This is a genomic window from Streptosporangium sp. NPDC004631 (assembly GCF_053601935.1).
In genome coordinates, this window is sequence record NZ_JBSGCR010000004.1 from 271,160 (window position 1) to 294,361 (window position 23,202).

Here is a 23,202-nt window from a genome sequence, read left to right on the forward strand (position 1 = left end):
TAGCGACTACTGGGCGATCTGGGTGAGCTGGAAGGGCACCGGCTGCTGGGCCTGGTGCGGGTGCTCGGAACCCGCGTAGACCTTGAGCTTCTTGATCATCTTCCGGCCGAGGGCGTTCTTGGGCAGCATGCCCTTGATCGCCTTCTCAACGGCGCGGTCGGGACGCTTGTCCATGAGCTCGCCGTAGGTCACCGAACGCAGACCACCGGGGTAGCCCGAGTGACGGTACGCCTTCTTCTGCTGGAGCTTGTTACCGGTCAGTGCGACCTTGTCGGCGTTGATGACGATGACGAAGTCACCGGTGTCGACGTGGTTGGCGAAGGTCGGCTTGTGCTTACCGCGAAGCAGGATCGCGACGTGGCTGGCAAGCCGGCCGAGCACGATGTCGGTGGCGTCGATGATGTGCCACTGACGCTCGACTTCGGCAGGCTTAGGTGTGTACGTGCGCACGGTCGTATGCCTTCTTTGCTCGCGTCTTCGGGGCCGTCGGAGATGACGGCAACGTGGTCGGTAGGTGCGGGCACACGACAGCCCGGACCTTCCGTCTCCCACGGTTCAGGAGATGACGCCGGACGCGCCGCGTATCGGTCTACGGAGGAGACCAATTCGCACACAACGAACTAGCAGGATACCGGCGGGGATGAGCACGGGTCAAAAAGACGGCACACTTCACCGGTGTCCCCGGACAGTCTACCCACGTCCGGGGAGTGCCCGGGGCCCGCCACACCCCGGCCCGCCCCCCGCCTTCACAGAACGGTTCCGACACGTTCTCGACATTCTCTTCTTCCTCGCCACAAACATCTCTATCTTTGGCAGCGGTATGTGGCAGTCCCCCAATCCTTGGCATACCCAGCGGACCAGCCTGCGCCGCATGGGGCTGTTCACGTGCCTGATGACGGTGCTGCTGCTCGGGTTCCTGATCGGCCGGGGGAGCCGCGACGAGGCGACACCCGACCAGATCTACCTGAACAACACCGGGCCCGCCAAACCCACCGCCACCCCCGGGGCCGAGTACGGCGGCGCCGACCGCCGCGCCCCGCTCGGCCGGGTCCTGCGTCCCACCGCGTCCCCCGTGGCACCGCGGGAGCAGCCCAGCCCGCACGCCAGCCGGTCCCCCCGCACCTCGATCGAGGGCTACCAGGGCGACGACGAGTCCCGCCCCATCATCGGCGGCGGGCAGCGGGAGAACGCCGCCCCCTCCTATCCGCTCAGCGCGCTGGAGAACGAGGTCGTCCGGCTGGTCAACATCGAGCGCCGGCGGTCCGGGTGCGCGCCGTTCCGGATCGACCGGCGGCTGACCCGGTCGGCCAGGGAGCACTCCGCCGAGATGGCGGAGGAGGGTGTCTTCTCCCACAGCTCCCCCGACGGCGCGTCCCCCTGGGAGCGGATGGAGGCCGCCGGCTACCGCGACGGGGGCGCGGAGAACATCGGCCGGGGCTACACCTCGGCCACCGAGGCGGTGCGGAACTGGATGACCACCGGCAGCAATCGGAGCAATCTCCTCAACTGCCGGCTGACCACCACCGGCGTCGGGGTCGTGGACGGTCCCGGCGGTCCCTGGTGGACACAGGACTTCGGGTACTCCTGATTGAATCGGCCGTGATCAGGGTTAGTCTCTGCGCATGGGTTTTCCGGGGGAGCCGCCGCGCCGCCAGCCGTACGTCCAGCCCGAGGGACAGGTTCCGCCCGCGCAGGGCGAGCGCTGGTTCGAGTCGCCGCAGCCGGGCCACACCCCCGGACGCGCGCCCGAATCCGCGGCCACCCCCGGACCGTCCACGCCGCCGAGGCGCCCCCAGCCGCCGGAACAGCCGCAGCAGGCGATGTGGAGCCCCTACGACGACGGGCCGCGCTCCCGGCGGCCGATCCTCATCGCGGTCGGAGCGCTCGGCGTGCTGGTCGCCGCAGGCGTCGGCCTGGCCATGCTCGCCGGCTCCGAGGAGCCTCCGGCGTCCGGTACGGCCAGCCCCCCGGCCAGCGCGTCCAGCGCCCCCGCCCCGCACACCCCCGGCGGCAAGTTCGGCTTCGCCGCCGCCCGTGCCACCGACCCCCACCCGCTCACGCTGAGCGAGCTGTTCAAACACAGGAAGGCGTCGTACGGCGGGCAGACCTACCTGATGACCACTCGCAGAACCGACAAGAAGTGCAAGGACGCCGTGGTGGGCGACAAGCTCCAGAAGGCGCTCACCGACGGCAAGTGCACCCAGATCCTGCGGGCCAGCTTCCGCGACGCCTCGGGGAAGATCATCGGCACCGTGGGCGTCGCCAACCTCAGGACGTCCGCGGCGGCGGCCAAGGTCGTCTCGGTCGGGGCCGGCAAGTCTCGGGAGGAGTACCTCAAGGCGCTCCCCGGTAAGGACACCGTCACCAAATTTCTCGGCACGGGTGAGGCGTTCGCGGGCGGGTGGCGGCACGGGCACTACGCGGTGATGGTCTGGTTCCAGTACAAGGACGGCCACCTGCCGAAGAAAGCCGAGGTCAAGCCGCTGAACCGGGCCGCCTTCGGTGCCACCGACGCGACCGTCACGCCCGCTCTGGAGTCTCGATCGCTGACCGGCAAGCGCCCCTGACCAAAGGTTCAAGCAGTCGTTTTTCCCAATAAAACTGGCGGGCGATACGGCCAGGAACGCCCATACCCGCGTGCCGATCTCCGGCTGTCGCTACGCTTCCCCGTATGCGTGGCCAGGAATCCGGGTCCGAGCACGAGCGTGCAGCCGACGGTTCGGCCGTACCGGCGACGCCTCCGCCGAGTTTCGGCCAGCCACCGCCACACGTGCCACGGGCCGATCTCGCGGGTGACGACACCCCCTCCTACGCCCCTCCGGCATGGCCGGAACAGGCATCGGGGACGGCCAGTGCCTGGACGGCCCCCGGTGACGACGGCTCCTCCTACGACTGGTTCTCCGACCCCGAGGACGACCTGCCCGCTCCATGGCCGGGCACCCCGTACCACGGCCCGCGGTCGGACACCCGGCCCGGCGGGCATTCGGACCCGCGTTCAGGCGCGCCCGAGGAACCTTCGGACCCGCGTTCACGCGCTCAACCCGAGGAACGTTCAGACCCGCGTTCAGGCACTCAACCCGGAGTGCGGCCCGTCCCGCGATCAACCCCTCGGCCGGAAGTGCCGTCCGGCCCGCGACCACCGCAGCCCCCTCCGCCCGGCCTCCCGGCTCCCGCCCCGGCCCCGGGGTGGTCGGATGTCCCGCCCCCGTGGAACGGCGCACCGGGCGGGACGCCGCTGTCCACCGCGCCGATCGTGCCCGGAGCCCCGCCGTGGCAGCCGCCCCCCGCCTTCACGGCCGCGGCGGCGGGCATGCAGGTGTGGCCCTCCCCCGTCCCGGACGCGCACGGCACTCCGCGCTGGCCCGCGGCCACCGGGGAACCGATCTGGTCCGACCCCGAGGAGACGACGGGCCGACCGGCCGAGCCAGGCGACGTTCCCGTCTGGCCGCCCTCCGCGATTCCCCCTCACGACCCCGGCACGGACACCGTCGGCGTCCGCACGGCCGGGCCCGCCGTACCCGGCCACCGGGAACCGGTGGATCCCGCGCCGCCGCCCGGCCCCGCGGCCCAGGCCGCCGGAGCCACGCGAGACCCCTCACCCACACCTGAGCCGTCGCCACAACCCCCCGCCCCTCTCCCCGTCCCCACTTCGGCCCCCGCCTTCGGGCCGTCGCTCCAACCGCCCATCCACCCCCCCGTTCCGGCCGCGCACGCCACCGAGCCGGGCGACCCCACGTCGCCCGCGGAGCCCGTGGAGTCCGTGGAGTCCGTGGACCAGCCAACCCCTCCGGGAGGCATACCGGTGATCTCGCCGTCGTTCCCCCCCACCCCGACACCGCCGGCCTCGCCGCCCCCCACCTCCGGTGAGGTGGTGCTCCGCGGCCCGTTCACCCCGCCGTCGGCGGTCGTGGTCAAACCCCCCGCCGAACCGCCACCCCCGGTTCGCAGCCGGGGCGACATCATGCTGATCGCCACCGTGGTGACGCTGGTGATCAGTGGCATCGGCACCGGCGCCTTCTTCGCCTACGAGTCGTTCAGCGCCAAGAAGTCGGTCAGCGCGGCCGATCCGCTCTCCGGCTCCACCCCCTTCGACTCCGAGGGGGGTGTGACAAGCCCGATCGAGCCGGATCCGATCAACACCGAGGTACTCAACTCGGAGAAGACCGATCCGGGCAGGCTGACCGTGGCCGACGCCTTCGCCAAGAGGGTGACCCTGGCCGGGACCGTGTTCGTCCGGGTCAAGGCCGAGACCACCCAGAGATGCCAGGAGACCGCGGTCGGCCAGTTCGCCGACACGTTGCGCAGCCAGGACTGCCGCCAGGTGCTGCGGGCCACATACGTGGACGGCAGGAAGAAGTACGCCGTGACCACGGGGATCGCGGTGCTGCCCACCCGGGAGTCGGCGGTCGAGGTCGACCAGGCCAAGAACCTGAACAGCAACCTGTGGTTCCGCGGCCTGCCCGGGGCCTCGAACAGCGGAGCCGAGCGCGTTCACATGGCGGGCGGCTACGCGGCCGGGCTGCTCTGGGGCCGCTACATCGTGTTCAGCTACGCCACCTTCAGCGACGGCCACACCCCGACGGCGAAGGAGAAGGCGCTCGGAAGGGTCAGCGGCGCGTTCCGGGACGAGACCGCCAAGGTGGTGGAGCACCGCCTGACAGGCTGAGCGGGCGCCCGCCGGGCACACCCCTCGGGGTTTCCCCGGGCACGGCCCCCTCGGGACGGAGGGCGGTCTCAGGCGCCGAGGGTACGGACCCGTCGGGTCTCGGCGGCCCGCCGGGCCAGCTCCCCCGCGTCCGGGTAGCGCACCTCCTCCAGGCAGAGGCCGTGCGCCGGTGCCACGTGCACCCCGGAGTCCCGTACGGCCCGCGTCAGCACCTGGCCGGGCCAGGCGGCCGGCAGGCGTCCCTCTCCCACCGGGAGCAGCGACCCGACGAGCGCCCGGACCATCGAGTGGCAGAAGGCGTCGGCCACCACCGTCGCGACCAGGAGGCCGTCCCGCCGGACCCAGTCGAGCCGCTGGAGCTCGCGGATCGTGGTCGCGCCCTCGCGTTTCCTGCAGAAGGCGGCGAAGTCGTGCTCGCCCAGCAGGGCGGCGGCCGCCGCGTTCAGCCGGTCGGCGTCGAGGGGGCGGGGGTGCCAGACGACCTCGTGGCGGCGGAGCGGGTCGCCGCCGCCGGGGGCGTCGCAGATCCGGTAGGCGTAACGCCGTGACATCGCGGAGAACCGGGCGTCGAAGCCCTCGGGGGCCCTGGTGACACCGTGGACCCGGACATCGGACGGCAGAAGACCCGACAGTCTCCTGACGAGCAGGGGAAGGCGCTCGTCGACGCCCTCGGGGGTGGTGGGGTCGGCGAGGCCCTCGCCGGCGGGCGCCCCCCGCCGCTGCCGCCACTCCAGCGCGCCCAGCGCGCCGGTCTCCAGGTCGACGTGGGCCACCTGGCCTCGGGCGTGGACCCCGGCGTCGGTCCGCCCGGCCACGGTCAACGTCGGCGGCTCGGGAAACCTGAGGATCCTGCCGAACGCCTCCTCGATCTCGCCCTGGACCGTCCGCCGGCCCGGCTGCTTGGCCCAGCCGGAGAAGCCGGTGCCGTCATAGGCGAGATCCAGGCGCAGCCGTACCACGATGTTCCTCCCGGAGAACGTAAAACGGGTCCGGCGTCTCCCCCTAGGGGGTGCCGGACCCGTTCACAGAACCTGAAAAATCAGGCGTTGTCCTTCTTGGCCTCGGTCTCCTCGGCCGGAGCCTCGACGGCCTCGGCGGCCTCCGGCTCCTCGACGGCCTCGGCCTTGGTCTCCTCGACGGGAGCCTCGGTGACCTTCGGCTCCTTCTTCGCCGCGGCCGGGGCCTGGCTGCCGACGCGGACCGTGTTCAGCGGCTCGGCCACCAGCTCGATGACGGCCATGGGGGCGGCGTCGCCCTTACGGAGGCCGATCTTCGTGATGCGGGTGTAGCCACCGGGGCGCTCGGCGAAGGTCGGCGCGATCTCGGTGAAGAGGTGGTGGACGACGCCCTTGTCACGGACGACCCTCAGCACCTGGCGACGGTTGTGCATGTCGCCCTTCTTCGCCTTGGTGATCAGCCTCTCCGCCAGCGGACGGAGGCGCTTGGCCTTCGTCTCGGTGGTCTTGATCCGGCCGTGCTGGAACAGCTGGGTGGCGAGGTTCGCCAGGATCAGCCGCTCGTGAGCCGGGCTGCCGCCGAGACGGGCACCCTTGGTAGGCCTGGGCATTTCATTCTCCTTGAGAGTTAACCCGCCGCGGCCGTACGAGGTACCGCGGTCGGGCCGGGGATCCGCGGACCCCCGTCAGTAGTGAAAATCAGTACTGCTCGGTCTCGGCGTACGCGCTGTCGTCGTCGTCGTAGCCGCCGCCGGCCACCGCGCTGGGGTCGAACCCGGGCGGGGAGTCCTTCAGCGCGAGCGTCATCTCGTGCAGCTTCTGCTTGACCTCTTCTATGGACTTCGCGCCGAAGTTCCTTATGTCGAGGAGGTCCTGCTCGCTGCGGGCGACGAGTTCACCCACGGTGTGGATGCCCTCGCGCTTGAGGCAGTTGTAGGAGCGGACGGTGAGGTTCAGCTCCTCGATCGGCAGCGCCAGGTCGGCGGCCAGGGCCGCGTCCGTCGGCGACGGGCCGATGTCGATGCCCTCGGCCTCGACGTTGAGCTCGCGGGCGAGACCGAACAGCTCGACCAGGGTCTTACCGGCCGAGGCCACCGCGTCGCGGGGCTTCATGCACGGCTTGGTCTCGACGTCCAGGATCAGACGGTCGAAGTCGGTGCGCTGCTCGACACGGGTCGCCTCGACCTTGTAGGTGACCTTGAGGACCGGCGAGTAGATGGAGTCGATCGGGATGCGGCCGATCTCCTGGCCGGGCTGCTTGTTCTGCGCGGCGGAGACGTAACCGCGACCGCGCTCGACGGTCAGCTCCATCTCCAGCTTCGCCTTGCCGTTCAGCGTGGCGATGCGCAGCTCGGGGTTGTGCACCTCGACGCCGGCCGGGGGCGCGATGTCGGCGGCGGTGACGTCACCGGGGCCCTGCTTGCGCAGGTACATGACCACCGGCTCGTCGTGCTCCGAGGAGACGACCAGTTCCTTGAGGTTCAGGATGATGTCGGTGACATCCTCCTTGACGCCCGGCACGGTGGAGAACTCGTGCAGCACGCCCTCGATGCGGATGCTGGTCACGGCCGCACCCGGGATGGACGACAGCAGGGTGCGCCGGAGCGAGTTGCCGATGGTGTAGCCGAAACCCGGCTCCAGCGGCTCGATGATGAACTTGGACCTGGTCTCCTCAAGGGATTCCTCAAGAAGGGTCGGTCGCTGAGCGATCAGCATGTGGGATCTCCCCCTGAATGGCGACGCCCGCTATTTGACGTCGCTCGTACAACAGCATAGGTGCCGTACGGCGAACCGCACGGCACCTGGCAGGAGCCGCTACTTGGAGTAGAGCTCGACGATCAGCTGTTCCTGGACCTGGGTGTCAATCTGCTGACGGACCGGGAGCTGGTGCACCAGGACGCGGAGCGCGTCCGGGACGACGCCCAGCCACGCCGGGTACGTCTTGTCACCGGCGGTGGCGCGGGCGACCTCGTAGGGCAGAAGGTTGCGCGACTTCTCGCGGACCTCGACGATGTCGTGCTCACGCACGCGGTACGACGGGATGTCGACCTTCTTGCCGTTCACCAGGATGTGGCCGTGCCGGACCTGCTGACGGGCCGCGTCGCGGGACTCGGCGAAACCGGCGCGGTAGACCACGTTGTCGAGACGGCTCTCCAGGATCTGGAGAAGGTTCTCGCCGGTCTTGCCGGTCTTGCGGTTGGCTTCCTCGTAGTAGTTGTGGAACTGCTTCTCAAGGACGCCGTAGATGCGACGGGTCTTCTGCTTCTCGCGGAGCTGGAGCTGGTACTCAGACTCCTTGGGCCGGCCGCGGCCGTGCTCACCCGGCGGGTAAGGACGGATCTCGATGGGGCATTTCGCGGACTCGCACTTCTTGCCCTTGAGGAAGAGCTTGGTCTTCTCCCTACGGCAGAGCTTGCAGTCCGCACCCGTGTAACGAGCCATTTTCTATCTTCTCCTGGGCGTCAGACGCGACGGCGCTTGGGCGGACGGCAACCGTTGTGCGGAACGGGGGTGACGTCTTGGATGGAACCGACCTCAAGGCCGGTCGCCTGCAGCGAACGGATCGCGGTCTCACGGCCGGAACCGGGGCCCTTGACGAAGACGTCGACCTTGCGCATGCCGTGCTCCATGGCCCGGCGCGCGGCGTTCTCGGCGGCCATCTGCGCGGCGAACGGGGTGGACTTACGGGAGCCCTTGAACCCGACGTGGCCGGCGCTGGCCCAGGAGATCACGTTCCCGCTCGGGTCGGTGATCGAAACGATGGTGTTGTTGAACGTGCTCTTGATGTGGGCGTGCCCGTGAGCGACGTTCTTCTTTTCCTTGCGGCGCACCTTCTTCGGGGCACCCTGACGGCTCTTAGGAGGCATTCTTTGCCTTCACTCCTGAGGTCTTCGGTCCTGCGGCTACGCGGACTACTTCTTACCGGGCTTCTTCTTGCCGGCCACGGTCTTCTTCTTGCCCTTACGGGTGCGTGCGTTGGTCTGCGTGCGCTGACCGTGCACCGGAAGGCCACGGCGGTGCCGGATGCCCTGGTAGCACTGAATCTCGATCTTGCGACGGATGTCGGCCTGAACTTCGCGACGGAGGTCACCCTCGATCTTGTAGTTCGCCTCGATGTAGTCGCGCAGCGGCACGAGCTCTTCGTCGGTGAGCTGGTGGACCCGGAGGTCCCCGCTCACGCCGGTGGCCTTGAGGGTTTCGAGCGCGCGAGTGCGACCGATCCCGAAAATGTAGGTGAGAGCGATCTCCAGCCGCTTGTCGCGGGGGAGGTCGACGCCAACCAGGCGAGCCATGGTCGGGCATTCTCCTTCGTTGTGGCGGAGGTCCTACGCCTCACCTCCCCTCCCCATGCCCGGGGTGAGGGCCCCGGCCTCCGACCGGGGGTCTCCTGCGGGGTACGGCCGTGGCCGCCTGCGCAGGTGTGAAACGCGATTACTTTGTGGCCCCACATGGGTCGAGTCCGCCACTGATGAGCGGACTCCATGGGGACCTGTTGGCTGCGACTAGCCCTGACGCTGCTTGTGGCGCAGGTTGTCGCAGATCACCATGACACGACCGTGCCGGCGGATCACCTTGCACTTGTCGCAGATCTTCTTGACGCTCGGCTTGACCTTCATAGTCCCTTGTTCGTCCCTCAGACGCTTACTTGTATCGGTAGACGATCCGCCCACGACTGAGGTCGTAGGGGCTCAGTTCGACGACAACCCTGTCGTCAGGAAGGATCCGGATGTAGTGCATCCGCATCCGCCCGCTGATGTGGGCCAGGACCTTATGGCCGTTGTCGAGCTGCACCCGGAACATCGCGTTCGGGAGCGACTCAACCACAGTGCCCTCGATCTCGATGGCGCCGTCCTTCTTGGCCATGTCCCTCGCGTTTCACTGATCGGTCGTCTGAGGCTTCGGAACACTAAGCAGCCGCGACCCAGCGCTTCGATGAGAGCGGCGGTTGCGACACCGCCGACGCGCAATGGGCCATAGTGAACCGAAGAAGGAGTGTACGGCACCAGGCAAGGAAATGCGAAACAGACGGCCGGTGCCTTGACACAACCGCTATTCAGGATACCGCAGATCTGAGGTGAGATATGCCGCACGGTACACCGCGTGGACGATCACATTGTCGGCATAGGAGCGTCTTGCCTGGTCGAAGGCGCCGCCGCAGGTGACAAGCCTGAGCCGCCTGCCCCCCGTCGACCCGTACACCCGGTCGGCGGGAAACCGGCTCTTGGGGGCCTGCTCCAGCCGTTCCACCGCGAAGACCGCCACGGTGCCGTCCCCGCGCGCCACCCCGATCGAGTCCCCTGACCTCAGCTCGCCGAGCCGGGCGAACACCGCGGGCCCGGTCCTGGTGTCGAGGTGGCCGACGATGACCGCGGAGCCGGGCTCTCCGGGCGTCGGGCCCTCGCCGTACCAGCCCGCGGCGTCGGCGTGGTCGAGCGGCGGCACGGCCAGCCGGCCGCCGTCGTCCACTCCGAGCACCACCAGCGGGGCGTTCACCCCGATCCTCGGGATCATGACGCGGGTCGGCTCGGCGCGGCCCGGCGGCCGGGTGAGCGGCGTCGGCCAGCCGGGGCCGCCGAACCCGGTCCACCCCGGTGACGCGTCCACCCGGGCGCCCACCGGCCACCGCGCCCCGTCGCCGGGCACGGCTCCGCCACACCCGGTCATCAGGGTGAGGCCCGCCAGCGCGCAGGCGAGGCGGATGGATCCGTGCCCGCCCGGAGCGCGGTCCCGCCGATGACCCGCGCAAGCAGTCCCGGACGGGCACGGAAGTCTAGTGATCGCTCCTTCTGCGGTGCCCGCGCGCCAGCGCGAGACCCGCCCCCAGAACCGTCACGACCATGGCGAGCGCCCCGAAGAGCCAGGCCGTGCGCGCGGGGCTATCGGAGACCGTCATGGCGAGGCCGCCCCCGCCGGTGTCGGGGGCGGCGGTGGGGTGGAGGTCGTCCACGACGAAGGTGCCGTTGTACGGGCCGCCCCTGACGCAGCGGACGGTGATGGCGTAGGTTCCGGGCGCGGCGTGCGAGCTGATGCGGGCGGTGCCCCGCATCGTCTCGGCGCCCTCCCTGAGCCGTGCCGAGGTGGCGTGGAACGCCGCCGAGTAGGCGGTCGCCGGAGCGACACACGAATTCGCCGAGATGCTCACAAGCTGCCCGGGACGGACCGTGGACGGTGTGACCCGCACATCGCCGGCCACGCCACCGGTCCCGGCGGCGCCGGCGACCCCGGCCGTGCCGCCCACGAACACGGAGAACACGACGACCCCCGCCGCCGCGCCCATCACGGTCCTGCCCGACGCCACCGGGTCTCGCCTGAGGCCCATCCCCCACCTCCACCTCACGGCGTGCCCCGACAACGATCACCTACCCCGCCCCACCTGCCCCAACTGCCCCTGGCGGTAAAGTTCTGACAGAATGCGAAAAGCCCTCCGATGACCTGATCATCGAAGGGCTTGTCAGCGTTGTCACTGCCGTCGGCCCGGCCGGCGCCGGTGGGCGGCGCGCGCCCCGGTGAAGATCCGTGATCACCGCATCAGAAGGCGTCACCCCAGCCGCCGCAGTCGTCGAAGCGGTTGTCACCCTCGCAGACCCGGACCTTGAAGTCGTCGAAGCCGTCGTCCTTGCTGAAACCGCCGAACCTGTCGAAGTGCCGGCCGCCGGAGGTCTTGTAGTACTTGACGTGGCTGCCGGAGTCGTCATGCCACTTGAACCACACGTAGCTGGACTCGCGGTCGTGGTCCCGGTCGGACAGGTCGCCGAAGAACCAGTAGTGGCCGCTCTCCTTGTACCAGTACCCCTTGAACAGGGACCGGTGACCGGAGTCCTCGCCACCGCCGAAGCGCGAGTAGTAAGGGCCGAAGAAGTGTTTACCCGGAGCCTGCGCCGACCGGGCGGCGGCCGTGCCGGCGGTCGCGGCCTGGGCGGGCGCCGCGGCCAGGCCCGCGGCGAGGAAACCGACGAGGGCGGTGCCGACGACAAGGGTGGGGATCTTTCGCATGTCTTCCTCCGGTGAGGGGTGCCGCTCTTCCGAACACCGCTCACACTAGGAAGCCCTCTCGCCCCGGTCTGCGGAGGAATACGCACTCACCCCGCAGAGTGGACTATTACCGCTTCGCCTTGTCGTCCGGGTCGGCGAAGAACGTGCTGAGCAGCAGCACCACCCCCCACGGCCCCATCACCCAGAGCGGCCACGGATAGGGGAAGTCGAGGCCGTTGGTCACGCCGAGGATGAACCAGATCGTCCAGTTGACACCGCTGGCCACCGCCCAGGTGGCCCAGAGCGCCTTGACACCCTTGTGCCGCGCCTCACTCCGCCGCTCCGGGTGGTTCTGGGAGGTCGCGGGGAGTCGTTGCAGGTCGACGTCGGGAAGGTCGGAGGTGAGCGTGGCGAGCTCGCCGTACGTCTTGCTGGTGTAGAGCCGCTCCAGCCGCTCGTCGAACTCCTCGCCGGTGAGCCGGCCCTGGGCATAGTGCTCGCGCAGCACGGTGGCGACCTTGTCCCGGTCTCCATCCGAGGCTCGCATCTCCGGACCAGACACCATCGTCGACCACATCCACTCGTGAACGGGTAGGTCAGCTACCCGTATCTCCCAACAGTCCGGTAAGCCGCTCTTTACCTCCGTCAAGGGCGGTCAGTACCCAAGGTCCATTATGTGTCACGGCGACGCTGTGCTCGAAGTGCGCGGACGCTTTGCCGTCCACGGTGACAACGGTCCAGTCGTCGGCCAGCACCCTGGTCCGGTCGGTGCCGAGGTTGACCATCGGCTCGACCGCGAAGCACATGCCCGGCTCGAAGCGCGGCCCCCTGCCCGGCTTGCCGTGGTTGGCGACCCAGGGGTCCATGTGCATCTCGGTGCCGATGCCGTGCCCGCCGTACTCCTGGGGGATGCCGTAGCGGCCCTGGGATCGGACGTATCTCTCCACCTCGTGGCCGATGTCGGACAGGTGGCGGCCCACGGTGAGCGCGGCGATCCCCCGCCACATGGCCTCCTCGGTGACCCGCATCAGCTCGGTCAGCCCGGGGCTCACCTCGCCGACCGGGACGGTGATGGCCGAGTCGCCGTGCCAGCCGTCCAGGATGGCGCCGCAGTCGATGGAGATGACGTCGCCCTCCCGCAGCGCACGCCGGCTGCTCGGAATGCCGTGAACGACCTCGTGGTTCACCGACGCGCAGATCGTGGCCGGGAAACCCTGGTAACCCTTGAAGGAGGGAACGGCGCCCTCACCGCGGATGGCCTTCTCCGCGATCCCGTCGAGATCCAGGGGCGTCATCCCCGGCTGGACGCTCTCGCGGAGCAGCTGCAGGGTCCGGCCGACCACCAGGCCCGCCGCCCGCATCCTCTCCAGTTGCTCGGGCGTCTTTATCTGGATTCCGTGCCTGTTCTTTTTGAACACGTGCTCCCCCCCTGGGGTGATTCAACGGACAATTCGGGAGCCCAATTCCCCCAATTGTGCCCTAAACGACAGCACGCCATCCATGAGACGTCATGGATGGCGTGCTAGAGAGACGCAGCTAACCCGCGAAGGGACTCAGAGCCTCCATCGCGCGCTGGGTGACCTCTTCCACCGGACCGGTCGCGTCCACCCCGACCAGGATGCCCTCGTCGGCGTAGAAGGAGACGAGCGGGGCGGTCTGCTCCTGGTAGACCTCCAGCCGGTGCCGGACGGTCCGTTCCTTGTCGTCGTCGCGCTGGTAGAGCCGCCCGCCGCAGGCGTCGCAGACGTCGTCCTTCTTGTCGTCGAAGTCGACGTGCCAGATACGCCCGCACTGGCTGCAGGTCCGGCGCCCGGCCAGCCGGCGCACGACCTCCTCGTCGTCCACCACGAGCTCCAGGACGAGGTCCAGGCCGACTTCGAACTCGGCGAGCATCTTCTTCAGGATCTCGGCCTGGGGCACGTTCCTGGGAAAGCCGTCGAGCAGGAAGCCGTCCAGCGCGTCACACTCGGAGAGGCGGTCTCGGACCATCGCGATGGTCACCTTGTCGGGTACAAGGTCGCCACGGTCCATGTACTCCTTGGCAAGTCTGCCGAGTTCCGTGCCACCCGAGACATTGGCGCGGAAGATGTCACCTGTCGAAATCTTCGGGATGGACAGGTTCGATGCGATGAACTGGGCCTGCGTCCCCTTACCCGCTCCGGGGGGCCCGACCAGGACAAGGCGCACTATTTCAGGAAACCTTCATAGTTACGCTGCTGGAGCTGGCTCTCGATCTGCTTCACGGTGTCCAGGCCGACACCAACCATGATCAGAATGCTCGTCCCTCCGAACGGGAAGTTCTGGCTCGCACCGACGAGGGCTAGAGCGACGATCGGCACCATGGAGATCAGGCCCAGATAGAGCGCCCCAGGAGCGGTGAGTCGCGTGAGCACGTAGTTCAGGTACTCAGCCGTCGGCCGGCCCGGGCGGATACCCGGGATGAACCCACCGTACTTCTTCATGTTGTCGGCGACTTCAACGGGGTTGAAGGTAATGGACACATAGAAGTAGGTGAAGAAGACGATCAGCAGGAAGAAGGTCAGCATGTAGGCCGGGGTGTCGCCCGAGACCAGGTTCTGGTTGATCCACTGGACGACGGCGTTCGGCTCCTCCTGGGAGTTGGTGAAGAGCGTGGTGACCAACTGCGGGAGGTAGAGCAGCGAGGAGGCGAAGATGACGGGGATGATGCCCGCCTGGTTCACCTTCAGCGGGATGTAGGTCGAGGTCCCGCCGTACATCCGGCGCCCCACCAGGCGCTTGGCGTACTGCACCGGAATCCGGCGCTGGGCCTGCTCGACCATGACCACCAGGCCGATCATCGCGATGCCTGTGACGATCACCACGCTGAAGACGAAGAGACCCTTGGTGCGGGCGATGGTCATCAGTTCGACCGGGAAGACCGCGATGACCTGGGTGAAGATCAGAATGGACATGCCGTTGCCGACGCCTCGGTCGGTGACGAGCTCACCCAGCCACATGATGACCGCGGTACCGGCGGTCATGGTGAGCACCATCGTGAGGATGGCGAAGATGTTGTTCTTGTCCAGCAGGATGTCCTCGCGGCACTGCGGGAACAGCTGCCCGCTACGCGCGAGGGCGATAAAGGCGGTTGATTGGAGAACCGCAAGGCCGATGGTCAGATAACGCGTATACTGTGTGATCTTGGTCTGGCCGGCCTGGCCCTCCTTTTTGAGGGCCTCCAGACGGGGGATCACCACGACCAGAAGCTGAAGGATGATGCTTGCGGTGATGTACGGCATGATGCCGAGGGCGAACACCGACAGCTTCAGCAGCGCGCCACCGCTGAACAACTGCACCATTCCATAGATGTTGCCCGCGTCTCCGGCCTTCGCCTGGTTGAGACAGCGGCTGATGTTCTCCGTATGCACGCCCGGAGTCGGAAGAACCGAACCGAGTCGGAACAGCGCGATGATGCCCAGGGTGAAGAGCAACTTCTTGCGCAGGTCCGGCGTACGGAACGCTCGGGTAAACGCGGTCAGCACGGTCCCTCCTGCGCGCCTAAAAGGCGAGGTCGGTCAGCGATGGTGCGGGGGTGTTCCATCTTTGCCACATCAAGTCAACGAGCTCGTGGAAACGAGTTGAGTCTTGCTGTCCAGCGAACTCTAACGCACTACGGGCGCGGGGGCCCATAATGAGCCCCCGCGCCGCGTATTCATGCCTACAGCTTCATCTACAGCTCGGAGGCGGAGCCCCCGGCAGCGGCGATCTTCTCCTTGGCACTGGCGGAGAAGGCGTGCGCCCGCACGTTCAACGCCACGGAGATCTCACCGGTTCCCAGGACCTTCACCAGCTGATTCTTACGGACCGCGCCCTTGGCGACCAGCGCCTCGACGGTGACGTCGCCACCCTCGGGGAACAGCTCGCCGAGCCTGTCCAGGTTGACAACCTGATAGGTCGTCTTGAAAAGGGCGTTGGAGAAGCCCTTCATCTTGGGCAGGCGGCGCTGGAGCGGAACCTGGCCACCCTCGAAACCGAGGGGAACCTTGTTCCTGGCCCTCGTGCCCTTGGTACCGCGACCGGAACTCTTGCCCTTGGACGCCTCGCCACGGCCCTTGCGGACCTTGGACTTGTTGGCGCCGGGGGCCGGACGCAGGTGGTGGATACGGAGCGGAGTGTTCTCTGCCATGTCAGTCGACCTCTTCCACGGTGACGAGGTGCGTCACCACGGAGACCATGCCGCGGATCTCCGGGCGGTCCTCCTTGACGACGACGTCGCCGATTCGCTTCAGACCGAGCGAACGCAGCGAGTCACGCTGGTTCTGCTTGCCGCCGATCTTGGAGCGGACCTGCGTGATCTTCAGGCGTGCCATCGGTTCAGCTCACCGCCTTGGCTGCCGCGGCCTCGGCGAGACCCTCGGCGCGAGCCTTGAGCATCGCCTTGGGGGCGACGTCCTCGATCGGCAGGCCACGGCGGGCCGCGATCTCCTCGGGGCGGCTGAGGCCCTTCAGAGCGGCCACGGTGGCGTGCACGATGTTGATCGGGTTGTCCGAGCCAAGCGACTTGGACAGGACGTCGTGGATGCCGGCGCACTCCAGGACGGCGCGCACCGGGCCACCGGCGATGACGCCGGTACCGGGCGAGGCCGGACGGAGGAAGACGACACCCGCGGCCTCTTCACCCTGCACGATGTGCGGGATGGTGCCCTGGATGCGGGGCACCCTGAAGAAGTGCTTCTTGGCCTCTTCGACGCCCTTGGCGATGGCGGCCGGAACTTCCTTGGCCTTGCCGTAGCCGACGCCGACCATGCCGTTGCCGTCACCGACGATGACGAGGGCGGTGAAGCTGAAGCGACGACCACCCTTCACGACCTTGGCCACTCGATTGATCTTTACGACGCGCTCGATGTACGAGACGCCCTTGTCGGCGTTGCCACCGCGGCGATCGTCACGACGACCATCACGCCGCTCGCCACCGGCGGCGCCACCGCGACGCGGAGCTCCAGCCATCAGTGGTTCCTCTTCTCGTTGCTCTTGTTAGAACGGGCCATCAGAACTCCAGCCCGCCTTCACGGGCACTGTCCGCGAGAGCGGCCAGGCGGCCCGCGTAACGGTTTCCACCACGGTCGAACACGACCGCGGTGATCCCGGCGGCCTTGGCCCGCTGAGCGAGAAGCTCGCCGACCTGCTTCGCCTTGTCGGTCTTGGCGCCCGGCGCCGTGCGCAGGGAGGCGTCCATGGTGGAGGCGCTCACCAGCGTGTGACCCTGGGAGTCGTCGACGATCTGCACGAACAGGTGTCGCGTGGAACGATTGACGACCAGGCGCGGACGCTGGGCCGTACCGACCACCTTCTTGCGGACTCGGCCGTGGCGGCGGGCCCGCGAGACGGCGCGGGCGGCCGTGTGCTTGCCGAACGCAGTCTTGCCAGCCATGCCTACTTACCAGCCTTTCCGACCTTGCGGCGGATAACCTCGCCCTGGTAACGCACACCCTTGCCCTTGTACGGGTCGGGCTTGCGCAACTTACGGATGTTCGCGGCGATCTCGCCGACCTTCTGCTTGTCGATGCCGTCCACATGGAACAGGGTCGGCTTCTCCACGCGGAAGGAGACACCCTCGGGGGCGTCCACGATCACCGGGTGGCTGAAGCCGAGAGCGAACTCAAGCTGAGTCGGGCTCTTGGCCTGCACGCGGTAACCGACACCCACGATCTCCAGGGTCTTGGAGTATCCCTGGGTCACACCGGTCACCATGTTGGCGATCAGCGTGCGGGACAGCCCGTGCAGCGCACGGACCTTGTTCTCGTCGTTGGGGCGCGTGACGGTTACCACACCGTCGTCACCCTTGGCGACGTCGATCGGCTCAGCGATCTTCTGAAAGAGCGTGCCCTTGGGACCCTTGACCGTGACGTCCCGGCCGTCGATGGCGACGTCCACGCCGTTCGGTACAGGGATGGGCAGCCGTCCGATTCTCGACATGCTGTGATTTCTCCCTTCTACCAAACGAAGGCGAGGACTTCCCCGCCCACTCCACGCTTGCCGGCCTGCTTGTCGGTCATGAGTCCACCGGACGTCGAGATGATCGCGACGCCCAGTCCACCCAGGACCCGGGGCAGGTTGTCCTTCTTCGCATAGACCCGCAGACCGGGCTTGGAAACCCGGCGCAGGCCAGAGAGCGACCGCTCACGGCTCGGCCCGAACTTGAGCTCCACCACGAGGTTCTTTCCGACCTTGGCGTCCTCGACGCTCCAGGCCTGGATGTAACCCTCCTGCTGGAGGATCTCGGCGATGTGCGCCTTGATCTTCGAGTACGGCATCGCCACGGTGTCGTGGTACGCCGAGTTCGCGTTTCGCAGACGCGTCAGCATGTCTGCGATCGGGTCGGTCATCGTCATGGCCGGTGGCCTTCCTCACCGCGGTTTCCGCAAGGGACCTTCGGTGTGGTCATGGGCGCTTGAGGCAGCGCCCGGTGAATACGACTTCTCTATGGGGCCGGTACCGCGCGGCCCCCGGTGTTCGCGGGCCGCGCGGCGTACTACCAGCTCGACTTGGTGATGCCGGGCAGCTCGCCCCGATGCGCCATCTCACGGAAGCAGATGCGGCACAGGCCGAACTTCCGGTAGACGGCGCGGGGACGACCACAGCGCGAGCACCGAGTGTACGCCCGGACCTCGAACTTGGCCTTGCGAGCAGCCTTGACCTTGAGCGACGTCTTCGCCATGATCAGGCCTCCTTGAAGGGGAATCCGAGAAGCTTGAGCAGCGCCCGGCCCTGGTCGTCGGTCTTAGCGGTGGTCACGACCGTGATGTCCATGCCACGCTGGCGGTCGACCTTGTCCTGGTCGATCTCGTGGAACATGACCTGCTCGGTGAGACCGAAGGTGTAGTTGCCGTTGCCGTCGAACTGCTTGGGCGACAGGCCGCGGAAGTCACGGATGCGGGGCAGCGCCAGCGAGAGCAGCCGGTCGAGGAACTCCCACATGCGGTCGCCGCGGAGCGTGACGTGGGCGCCGATCGGCATGCCCTCGCGCAGCTTGAACTGGGCGATGGACTTGCGTGCCCGGACGACCGCCGGCTTCTGACCGGTGATCGCGGTGAGGTCACGGACCGCACCGTCGATGAGCTTCGAGTCGCGCGCGGCCTCGCCGACACCCATGTTCACCTTGATCTTGGTGATCGTGGGCACCAGCATGATGTTCTCGAACCCGAACTGCTCGTTCAGCTTCGCGATGATCTCTTCGCGGTAGCGCTGCTTGAGGCGCGGAACGGGACGGCCGACCTCGACGGACTCTGTGGTGTTCGCGGTCATCAGTTGTCCTCACCCGACTCGTCAGAGTCGGCCTTCTTGGCCGGCTCCTTCTTGGCAGGCTTCTCGTCATCCTTGAGCTTCTTGACGTTGCTCACGTGGATGGGAGCCTCCATGGTCTGCACACCGCCGGTCTTGGCGCCGCGCGGTCCCTGGTGGGTCTCCTTGGAGTGCTTCTTGATCATGTTGACGCCCTCGACGACCACGCGGTCCTCGCGCGGGAAGGCGGCGATCACACGACCCTGGGTACCCTTGTACTTGCCGGCGATGACAAGGACCAGGTCGCCCTTCTTGACATGCAGCTTCGGCATTACAACACCTCCGGCGCGAGCGAGATGATGCGCATGAACTTCTTGTCACGCAGCTCACGTCCGACGGGACCGAAGATACGCGTACCACGAGGGTCGCCGCTGTCCTTGATGATGACGGCGGCGTTCTCGTCGAAGCGGATGTAGGAGCCGTCGGGCCGGCGGCGCTCCTTGACAGTACGGACGATGACCGCCTTGACGACGTCGCCCTTCTTCACGGTGCCGCCGGGAATGGCGTCCTTGACCGTGGCGACGATGATGTCGCCGATTCCCGCGTAGCGCCGACCCGAGCCGCCGAGAACGCGGATGCAGAGGACTTCCTTCGCACCCGTGTTGTCGGCGACCTTGAGTCGCGACTCCTGCTGGATCACTTGTACTCCTGTTTGTCTCGCCGGTTCTCACCCTCGGGTGAGCCTTGCGGAACCTGATGTGGTCTTTTTCCCCCGGCGACAGTCCTGCCGGGCCGAGCCTGCCTCACCGTGCCCCGGCGGTACGGCTTGCGCCCTCCACCGGATCCGGCCTGGCCGGCTCCTCCCCGGACCGCGGCCACGGGCGGGACGGAGATCAACTCCGCCCCCTTGGACACCGTCATGGGGGGTGACATGGCCACCCCCCACGAGGCGCGTCGTTACTTGGCCTTCTCCAGGATCTCAATGACCCGCCAGCGCTTGCTGGCCGACAGGGGCCGGGTCTCCATCAGGAGAACCCGGTCACCGATGCCGCACGAGTTGGCCTCGTCGTGTGCCTTGTACTTGGTCGTCCGACGGATGACCTTGCCGTACAAGGGGTGCTTGACGCGGTCCTCGACAGCGACGACGACGGTCTTGTCCATCTTGTCACTGACGACCAGACCCTCACGGGTCTTGCGGTAGTTCCGCGCCTTGGTCGTGCTTTCAGCAGCTGTCTCAGCCATCGATCGACTCCTTCTCAACCGTCACAATGCCGAGCTCCCGCTCGCGCATCACGGTATAGATACGGGCGATCTCGCGGCGGACAGCACGCAGCCGCCCGTGGCTCTCCAACTGGCCGGTCGCGGCCTGGAAGCGGAGGTTGAACAGCTCCTCCTTGGCTTCCTTCAGCTTCTGGACCAGGGTGTCCTGGTCCTCCACCCGCAGCTCACCGGCGGTCAGGCCCTTAGCCATCACGCCTCACCCACTTCACGCTTAACGAACCGGCACTTCATCGGGAGCTTGTGCATCGCACGACGCAGGGCTTCGCGGGCCACCGGCTCCGCGACACCCGACAGCTCGAACATGACGCGGCCGGGCTTGACGTTGGCGATCCACCACTCCGGCGAACCCTTGCCGGAACCCATCCGGGTCTCGGCCGGCTTCTTGGTGAGGGGGCGGTCCGGGTAGATGTTGATCCAGACCTTGCCGCCACGCTTGATGTGACGGGTCATGGCGATACGAGCCGACTCGATCTGACGGTTGGTCACATAGGAGTGCTCAAGCGCCTGAATGCCGAACTCGCCGAACACGACCCTGGTGCCGCCCTTGGCGGCACCGTGACGGTCGGGCCGGTGCTGCTTGCGGTGCTTGACCCTGCGCGGGATCAGCATGGTCAGCTCCCTTCAGCACCCGGCTGCGCAGCCGGGCCGGTCTCGGGGGCAGCCTGAGAGGCCGCCTCGGTCCTGGGGGCGCGGTCGCCACGGCCACCGGCGCCACCGCCACGGCGGGGACGGTCGCCACCGGCGCCGCCACCACGACGGGGACGGTCGCCACCGGCGCCGCCACCACGGCGGTCGTCACGGTCCCGACGCTGACCCGCACGGGCACCGGCGGCGGCCGCCTCGCGCTCGGCGCGGCTGGTCGGGGCCTCACCCTTGTAGATCCACACCTTCACGCCGATGCGGCCGAAGGTGGTACGGGCCTCGTACAGGCCGTAGTCGATGTCGGCGCGGAGCGTGTGCAGGGGCACGCGGCCCTCGCGGTAGAACTCCGAGCGCGACATCTCGGCGCCGCCCAGACGGCCGGAGCACTGCACCCGGATGCCCTTGGCGCCGCTCTTCATGGCCGACTGCATGGCCTTGCGCATGGCCCGACGGAACGAGACACGGCTGGACAGCTGCTCGGCGACACCCTGAGCGACGAGCTGCGCGTCGATCTCGGGGTTCTTGACCTCAAGGATGTTCAGCTGGACCTGCTTCTTGGTCAGCTTCTCAAGGTCACCGCGGATCCGGTCGGCCTCGGCGCCGCGGCGGCCGATGACGATACCCGGACGGGCGGTGTGAATGTCGACCTGAACCCGGTCGGTGGTCCGCTCGATCTCCACCTTGGAGATGCCGGCCCGCTCCATGCCCTTCTTGAGCATGCGGCGGATCGCCACGTCCTCGGCCACGTACGACTTGTAGAGCTTGTCGGCATACCACCGGCTCTTGAAGTCGGTCGTGATGCCGAGGCGGAACCCGTGCGGGTTAACCTTCTGACCCACTAGCGGGTCCTCCCCTTCGGCTCGCGGGACTCCACGATCACGGTGATGTGGCTCGTCCGCTTGTTGATCCGATAGGCACGACCCTGAGCGCGGGGACGGAACCGCTTCAGCGTCGGGCCCTCGTCGACCCAGGCGCGGCTCACGAAGAGCGTGCCACGGTCGAGTTTGAAGTTGTGCTCCGCGTTGGCAATGGCGCTGGACAGCACCTTGTACACGGTCTCGCTCGCCGACTGGGGAGCGAACTGCAGCACGGCCTGCGCCTCCGAAGCGGGCAGCCCGCGAATGAGGTCCACCACGCGGCGGGCCTTCATGGGCGTGTGGCGCGCGAACCGCACCTGAGCCCTGGCTTCCATCGCTTACTCCTCTTACCTTCTGCTTCGTGTGGGCCGAGTCCGTCTCACGGGTGATCGGTGCGGCTCTCGCCTTCCGGCCGTTCCCGGCTCGACGTCCTCTTCCCAAGGCGCTTATCGCCGGCTGCGGCGGTCTTCCTTGACGTGGCTGCGGAACGTCCGCGTGGGCGCGAACTCACCGAGCTTGTGGCCGATCATCGACTCGGTGACGAACACCGGGACGTGCTTGCGGCCGTCGTGAACGGCGATCGTGTGACCGAGCATGTCGGGCACGATCATGGAGCGCCGTGACCACGTCTTGATGACGTTTTTGGTGCCCTTCTCGTTCTGGGCATCCACCTTCTTCTGAAGGTGGTCGTCCACGAAGGGACCCTTCTTAAGGCTACGTGGCATTTGGGCTGCTCCTACCGCTTCTTCCGCTTAGTCCGACGACGGATGATCAGCCGGTCGCTGGCCTTGTTCGCCGCACGAGTACGACCCTCGGGCTTGCCCTTCGGGTTGACGGGGTGACGACCACCGGAGGTCTTACCCTCACCACCACCGTGCGGGTGGTCGACCGGGTTCATCGCGACACCGCGGACGGTGGGGCGCTTGCCCTTCCACCGCATACGGCCGGCCTTACCCCAGTTGATGTTGGCCTGCTCGGCGTTGCCGACCTGGCCGATGGAGGCCCGGCAGCGGACGTCGACCTGGCGCATCTCACCGGAGGGCATACGCAGCGTGGCGTACTGGCCCTCCTTGGCGAGAAGCTGAATCTGCGCGCCGGCGGACCGGCCCAGCTTGGCGCCGCCGCCCGGACGGAGCTCCACCGCGTGGATGAAGGTACCGGTCGGGATGTTGCGCAGCGGGAGGCAGTTACCCGGCTTGATGTCGGCCGTGGGGCCGTTTTCAATCTTGTCGCCCTGCTTCAGGCCGGTCGGGCAGAGGATGTAGCGCTTCTCCCCGTCGGCGTAGTGCAGCAGCGCGATGCGGGACGTGCGGTTCGGGTCGTACTCGATGTGAGCGACCTTGGCCGGAATCCCGTCCTTGTCGTGGCGCCGGAAGTCGATGATCCGGTACGCGCGCTTGTGGCCGCCACCCTGGTGGCGGGTGGTGACTCGGCCGTGGACGTTACGGCCGCCCTTGCTGTGCAAGGGCGCAAGCAGCGACTTCTCGGGCGTGCTGCGCGTGATCTCGGCGAAGTCCGAGACACTGGCGCCGCGGCGACCCGGGGTCGTCGGCTTGAGTTTACGGATGCCCATCTTTTTCGTTCA

Annotated in this window: 36 protein-coding genes; 3 read left to right on the forward strand and 33 right to left on the reverse strand. The window is 67.7% G+C overall.

The genetic code is table 11. The annotated features are described in order from the left end of the window. Window positions 1-6 precede the first annotated feature (6 nt). On the reverse strand, window positions 7-450 hold the full coding sequence (gene rplM, locus ACWEF2_RS06020) for a 50S ribosomal protein L13 (protein ID WP_355594155.1): 444 nt from the start codon (window positions 448-450) through the stop codon (window positions 7-9). Window positions 451-871: 421 nt separating this feature from the next. Here rplM and ACWEF2_RS06025 point away from each other — a divergent pair, with 421 nt between their 5' ends. The 3 genes from ACWEF2_RS06025 (at window position 872) to ACWEF2_RS06035 (ending at window position 4,666) form a co-directional block, all read left to right on the forward strand. Next, entirely contained in the window at window positions 872-1,588 is a 717-nt protein-coding gene (locus tag ACWEF2_RS06025) for a CAP domain-containing protein (protein WP_453812355.1), read from the forward strand. A 34-nt stretch (window positions 1,589-1,622) separates the two neighbouring features. Continuing rightward, window positions 1,623-2,567 carry a hypothetical protein gene (locus ACWEF2_RS06030; RefSeq protein WP_453812357.1) on the forward strand — a complete coding sequence of 315 codons (945 nt, stop codon included), beginning with the start codon at window positions 1,623-1,625 and terminating at the stop codon, window positions 2,565-2,567. 686 nt (window positions 2,568-3,253) lie between these two features. Next, the gene (locus ACWEF2_RS06035; protein WP_453812359.1) at window positions 3,254-4,666 is read left to right on the forward strand and encodes a hypothetical protein; all 1,413 of its coding nucleotides are present in this window, start codon (window positions 3,254-3,256) and stop codon (window positions 4,664-4,666) included. Window positions 4,667-4,734: 68 nt separating this feature from the next. On the opposite strand, the gene truA is transcribed toward ACWEF2_RS06035, so the two are convergent. The 32 genes from truA to rplB all read right to left on the reverse strand — a co-directional run bounded on the left by truA (window position 4,735) and on the right by rplB (window position 23,190). Then, entirely contained in the window at window positions 4,735-5,625 is an 891-nt protein-coding gene (truA, locus tag ACWEF2_RS06040; RefSeq protein WP_453812361.1) for a tRNA pseudouridine(38-40) synthase TruA, read from the reverse strand. Window positions 5,626-5,705: 80 nt separating this feature from the next. Continuing rightward, a complete protein-coding gene (gene rplQ, locus ACWEF2_RS06045; RefSeq protein WP_453812363.1) occupies window positions 5,706-6,233 on the reverse strand; it encodes a 50S ribosomal protein L17 in 528 nt (175 codons plus the stop codon). 88 nt (window positions 6,234-6,321) lie between these two features. Next, window positions 6,322-7,338 carry a DNA-directed RNA polymerase subunit alpha gene (locus ACWEF2_RS06050; protein WP_453812365.1) on the reverse strand — a complete coding sequence of 339 codons (1,017 nt, stop codon included), beginning with the start codon at window positions 7,336-7,338 and terminating at the stop codon, window positions 6,322-6,324. Between the two features lie 99 nt (window positions 7,339-7,437). Next, window positions 7,438-8,064 carry a 30S ribosomal protein S4 gene (gene rpsD / locus ACWEF2_RS06055; RefSeq protein ID WP_030912875.1) on the reverse strand — a complete coding sequence of 209 codons (627 nt, stop codon included), beginning with the start codon at window positions 8,062-8,064 and terminating at the stop codon, window positions 7,438-7,440. 20 nt (window positions 8,065-8,084) lie between these two features. Beyond that, complete coding sequence (rpsK, locus tag ACWEF2_RS06060; protein ID WP_012887860.1) at window positions 8,085-8,489, reverse strand: 30S ribosomal protein S11; 405 nt, start codon at window positions 8,487-8,489, stop codon at window positions 8,085-8,087. 45 nt (window positions 8,490-8,534) lie between these two features. Further along, window positions 8,535-8,915, reverse strand: a complete 381-nt coding sequence (gene rpsM / locus ACWEF2_RS06065) for a 30S ribosomal protein S13 (protein ID WP_344913759.1) — start codon at window positions 8,913-8,915, stop codon at window positions 8,535-8,537. Between the two features lie 210 nt (window positions 8,916-9,125). Further along, on the reverse strand, window positions 9,126-9,239 hold the full coding sequence (gene rpmJ / locus ACWEF2_RS06070; RefSeq protein WP_003956441.1) for a 50S ribosomal protein L36: 114 nt from the start codon (window positions 9,237-9,239) through the stop codon (window positions 9,126-9,128). A gap of 25 nt (window positions 9,240-9,264) precedes the next feature. Beyond that, window positions 9,265-9,486 (reverse strand): translation initiation factor IF-1, encoded by a 222-nt coding sequence (infA, locus tag ACWEF2_RS06075; RefSeq protein WP_012887858.1) that lies wholly within the window; start codon window positions 9,484-9,486, stop codon window positions 9,265-9,267. A 186-nt stretch (window positions 9,487-9,672) separates the two neighbouring features. Then, window positions 9,673-10,287, reverse strand: coding sequence for a class F sortase (locus tag ACWEF2_RS06080; RefSeq protein ID WP_453812368.1), 615 nt, complete (start codon window positions 10,285-10,287; stop codon window positions 9,673-9,675). Between the two features lie 106 nt (window positions 10,288-10,393). Beyond that, window positions 10,394-10,942: a hypothetical protein gene (locus ACWEF2_RS06085; RefSeq protein WP_453812370.1), complete on the reverse strand. Its 549-nt coding sequence runs from the start codon at window positions 10,940-10,942 to the stop codon at window positions 10,394-10,396. Window positions 10,943-11,151: 209 nt separating this feature from the next. Beyond that, window positions 11,152-11,616, reverse strand: coding sequence for a hypothetical protein (locus ACWEF2_RS06090; protein WP_453812372.1), 465 nt, complete (start codon window positions 11,614-11,616; stop codon window positions 11,152-11,154). Window positions 11,617-11,722: 106 nt separating this feature from the next. Continuing rightward, on the reverse strand, window positions 11,723-12,142 hold the full coding sequence (locus tag ACWEF2_RS06095) for a DUF1707 SHOCT-like domain-containing protein (protein ID WP_453812374.1): 420 nt from the start codon (window positions 12,140-12,142) through the stop codon (window positions 11,723-11,725). A gap of 49 nt (window positions 12,143-12,191) precedes the next feature. Further along, entirely contained in the window at window positions 12,192-13,013 is an 822-nt protein-coding gene (gene map / locus ACWEF2_RS06100; RefSeq protein WP_453812376.1) for a type I methionyl aminopeptidase, read from the reverse strand. A 118-nt stretch (window positions 13,014-13,131) separates the two neighbouring features. Then, the gene (locus tag ACWEF2_RS06105; protein ID WP_453812377.1) at window positions 13,132-13,782 is read right to left on the reverse strand and encodes an adenylate kinase; all 651 of its coding nucleotides are present in this window, start codon (window positions 13,780-13,782) and stop codon (window positions 13,132-13,134) included. Beyond that, window positions 13,782-15,098 (reverse strand): preprotein translocase subunit SecY, encoded by a 1,317-nt coding sequence (gene secY / locus ACWEF2_RS06110; protein ID WP_453812379.1) that lies wholly within the window; start codon window positions 15,096-15,098, stop codon window positions 13,782-13,784. The genes ACWEF2_RS06105 and secY overlap by 1 nt, the downstream gene beginning before the upstream one ends. A gap of 188 nt (window positions 15,099-15,286) precedes the next feature. Further along, window positions 15,287-15,742, reverse strand: a complete 456-nt coding sequence (rplO, locus tag ACWEF2_RS06115; RefSeq protein ID WP_453812381.1) for a 50S ribosomal protein L15 — start codon at window positions 15,740-15,742, stop codon at window positions 15,287-15,289. A gap of 1 nt (window position 15,743) precedes the next feature. Next, window positions 15,744-15,926 carry a 50S ribosomal protein L30 gene (gene rpmD, locus ACWEF2_RS06120; RefSeq protein ID WP_068896549.1) on the reverse strand — a complete coding sequence of 61 codons (183 nt, stop codon included), beginning with the start codon at window positions 15,924-15,926 and terminating at the stop codon, window positions 15,744-15,746. A 4-nt stretch (window positions 15,927-15,930) separates the two neighbouring features. Continuing rightward, complete coding sequence (gene rpsE, locus ACWEF2_RS06125; RefSeq protein ID WP_271220150.1) at window positions 15,931-16,563, reverse strand: 30S ribosomal protein S5; 633 nt, start codon at window positions 16,561-16,563, stop codon at window positions 15,931-15,933. 40 nt (window positions 16,564-16,603) lie between these two features. Further along, window positions 16,604-16,987, reverse strand: a complete 384-nt coding sequence (gene rplR, locus ACWEF2_RS06130) for a 50S ribosomal protein L18 (RefSeq protein ID WP_355594188.1) — start codon at window positions 16,985-16,987, stop codon at window positions 16,604-16,606. Between the two features lie 2 nt (window positions 16,988-16,989). Then, complete coding sequence (gene rplF / locus ACWEF2_RS06135) at window positions 16,990-17,532, reverse strand: 50S ribosomal protein L6 (protein WP_355594190.1); 543 nt, start codon at window positions 17,530-17,532, stop codon at window positions 16,990-16,992. A 17-nt stretch (window positions 17,533-17,549) separates the two neighbouring features. After that, window positions 17,550-17,948: a 30S ribosomal protein S8 gene (gene rpsH / locus ACWEF2_RS06140; RefSeq protein WP_355594192.1), complete on the reverse strand. Its 399-nt coding sequence runs from the start codon at window positions 17,946-17,948 to the stop codon at window positions 17,550-17,552. Window positions 17,949-18,088: 140 nt separating this feature from the next. Further along, window positions 18,089-18,274 carry a type Z 30S ribosomal protein S14 gene (locus ACWEF2_RS06145; protein WP_012887844.1) on the reverse strand — a complete coding sequence of 62 codons (186 nt, stop codon included), beginning with the start codon at window positions 18,272-18,274 and terminating at the stop codon, window positions 18,089-18,091. A 2-nt stretch (window positions 18,275-18,276) separates the two neighbouring features. Next, on the reverse strand, window positions 18,277-18,861 hold the full coding sequence (gene rplE / locus ACWEF2_RS06150; protein WP_453812386.1) for a 50S ribosomal protein L5: 585 nt from the start codon (window positions 18,859-18,861) through the stop codon (window positions 18,277-18,279). Next, a complete protein-coding gene (rplX, locus tag ACWEF2_RS06155; RefSeq protein WP_453812439.1) occupies window positions 18,861-19,160 on the reverse strand; it encodes a 50S ribosomal protein L24 in 300 nt (99 codons plus the stop codon). The genes rplE and rplX overlap by 1 nt, the downstream gene beginning before the upstream one ends. 8 nt (window positions 19,161-19,168) lie before the next feature. Next, on the reverse strand, window positions 19,169-19,537 hold the full coding sequence (gene rplN, locus ACWEF2_RS06160) for a 50S ribosomal protein L14 (RefSeq protein WP_012887841.1): 369 nt from the start codon (window positions 19,535-19,537) through the stop codon (window positions 19,169-19,171). Between the two features lie 257 nt (window positions 19,538-19,794). After that, a complete protein-coding gene (gene rpsQ, locus ACWEF2_RS06165; RefSeq protein ID WP_355594196.1) occupies window positions 19,795-20,079 on the reverse strand; it encodes a 30S ribosomal protein S17 in 285 nt (94 codons plus the stop codon). Next, the gene (gene rpmC, locus ACWEF2_RS06170; protein ID WP_012887839.1) at window positions 20,072-20,308 is read right to left on the reverse strand and encodes a 50S ribosomal protein L29; all 237 of its coding nucleotides are present in this window, start codon (window positions 20,306-20,308) and stop codon (window positions 20,072-20,074) included. Before rpmC ends, rpsQ begins: the two co-directional genes overlap by 8 nt. After that, the gene (gene rplP, locus ACWEF2_RS06175) at window positions 20,308-20,727 is read right to left on the reverse strand and encodes a 50S ribosomal protein L16 (RefSeq protein WP_012887838.1); all 420 of its coding nucleotides are present in this window, start codon (window positions 20,725-20,727) and stop codon (window positions 20,308-20,310) included. Before rplP ends, rpmC begins: the two co-directional genes overlap by 1 nt. Window positions 20,728-20,729: 2 nt before the next feature. Next, complete coding sequence (gene rpsC, locus ACWEF2_RS06180; RefSeq protein WP_355594198.1) at window positions 20,730-21,599, reverse strand: 30S ribosomal protein S3; 870 nt, start codon at window positions 21,597-21,599, stop codon at window positions 20,730-20,732. Further along, the gene (gene rplV / locus ACWEF2_RS06185) at window positions 21,599-21,952 is read right to left on the reverse strand and encodes a 50S ribosomal protein L22 (RefSeq protein WP_089210179.1); all 354 of its coding nucleotides are present in this window, start codon (window positions 21,950-21,952) and stop codon (window positions 21,599-21,601) included. Before rplV ends, rpsC begins: the two co-directional genes overlap by 1 nt. A 111-nt stretch (window positions 21,953-22,063) precedes the next feature. Beyond that, a complete protein-coding gene (gene rpsS / locus ACWEF2_RS06190; protein ID WP_030451498.1) occupies window positions 22,064-22,342 on the reverse strand; it encodes a 30S ribosomal protein S19 in 279 nt (92 codons plus the stop codon). 11 nt (window positions 22,343-22,353) lie between these two features. Next, window positions 22,354-23,190: a 50S ribosomal protein L2 gene (rplB, locus tag ACWEF2_RS06195; protein WP_271220144.1), complete on the reverse strand. Its 837-nt coding sequence runs from the start codon at window positions 23,188-23,190 to the stop codon at window positions 22,354-22,356. Between the last annotated feature and the right edge of the window lie 12 nt (window positions 23,191-23,202).